Source organism: Limosilactobacillus difficilis (genome assembly GCF_947387495.1).
Lineage (GTDB): Bacteria > Bacillota > Bacilli > Lactobacillales > Lactobacillaceae > Limosilactobacillus > Limosilactobacillus difficilis.
This window is the reverse complement of the sequence record NZ_CANDNU010000090.1, coordinates 1-1,530: the sequence shown is the minus strand read 5'-3', so window position 1 is coordinate 1,530 and position 1,530 is coordinate 1. Positions and strand designations below refer to the sequence as shown.

Annotated in this window: 1 protein-coding gene; it reads left to right on the top strand. The window is 51.4% G+C overall.

The window, feature by feature from the left end:
• Positions 1-91: 91 nt before the first annotated feature.
• Complete coding sequence (locus tag QOR82_RS09055) at positions 92-1,432, top strand: MATE family efflux transporter (RefSeq protein WP_283584411.1); 1,341 nt, start codon at positions 92-94, stop codon at positions 1,430-1,432.
• Positions 1,433-1,530 lie beyond the last annotated feature (98 nt).

The following is a 1,530-nucleotide window of genomic DNA, read 5'->3' as shown; positions in this document are numbered from 1 at the left end:
AGAAAAATATTAAACTATCAAACACCGTTTGAGATATTTTTTGAAGAACCGTTGCACTTAGTTTGACAATTCGTCATCCAGGAGAAATGCTATGCAGGAATTATTTGAACACACCTCAATCAAAAAGGCCTACTTCACCCTGGCCCTGCCGATTGCTCTCAGTATGCTGGTCATCTTGCTCTACAACATGGTTGACACATACTTCGTGGCCAAAACCGGTATCCCCGCCCTGGTGGCCGGCGTCTCACAGGGAGCCCCGCTCTTCACCCTGATGATCGCAATCGGCGACATCTTCGGCATCGGCGGCAGTTCCCTTATCTCGCGACTCTTCGGTGAGAAAAAGAATGAACTGGTCCGCAACGTTCACAGCACCTGTTGCTATGCCGCCCTCATCTGCGGCCTTATCGTCAGTGCTGTTCTGTTCATCTGGCAGACGCCGTTCATCCACTTATTAGGAGCGTCACCGGCAACTTGGAAATATGCCCGGGATTACTACCTAGTGATCGCCGCCGGGGCCCCGTTGATCATCTTTGGTCTCACCCCGACCAATACCCTCCGGACGGAAGGACTAGCTGTACCGGCGATGATTTCCAGTATGGTCGGAACGGTCATCAATATTTTCCTGAATCCCTTCTTCATCTTTACTTGCGGTTTAGGGGCTGCTGGTTCAGCCCTCGCCACCGTGACCAGCAACGTAATTGGCGACATTTTAATGGTTTACTACCTTATTTCTAAGAGCCATTACCTGTCTATCAATCCACGCTACTTTCGTTTGCCAATGCAATACATCCGGCAGATCTTAGAAATCGGAATTCCGGCCTCCATCATCAACTTGATGAACACCTTTGCCGCCACGATGACCAATCGTTACTTGATCCATTACGGTGCTAACAGCGTTGCTTCCCTCGGCATCGCAATCAAGGTCAGCATGATCATCTCGATGATCTTCGTCGGCTTTGCTTACGGGGCCCAACCCCTGATTGGCTACACCTACGGAGCCCGCGACCAAAAGCGCTACGATGAAACGATCAAGTTTGATTTCCAGGTAGTGGTCGGTTTTGCCCTTGTCATGACGATCCTCCTGCAAATTTTTGCTCCGCAGTTCGTCCGTTTCTTTATGAACCGGCCCGATATCGTCCACGAAGGGACCCTGATGGTGCGCTGGCTGACGTCCTCAAGTGCTTTTGCCGGCGCCATCCTCGTGCTGACGACCACCTTCCAATCACTGGGCAAGGCCGTTCCTGCCTTTGTCCTGGCTCTCGCCCGGCAGGGATTCTGCTTCTACCTGGCCCTGATTGTCCTCGACCATTTCTTCGGTTACACCGGGATCCTAGCGGCCCAGCCCGCGGCCGACACGGTGACACTGATCATCGGCCTGCTGCTCTACCAGCACTACCGACCACACTTTGACCAGTCAAATGAACCTAATTAAAAAGGAGCGACACAAGGCCGCTCCTTTTGGGTCTCTGTCAATTGGTGTTGGTGGAGACGTATAATCATCCTCAAAATTTGAGGGTGATTTTTTTTAAA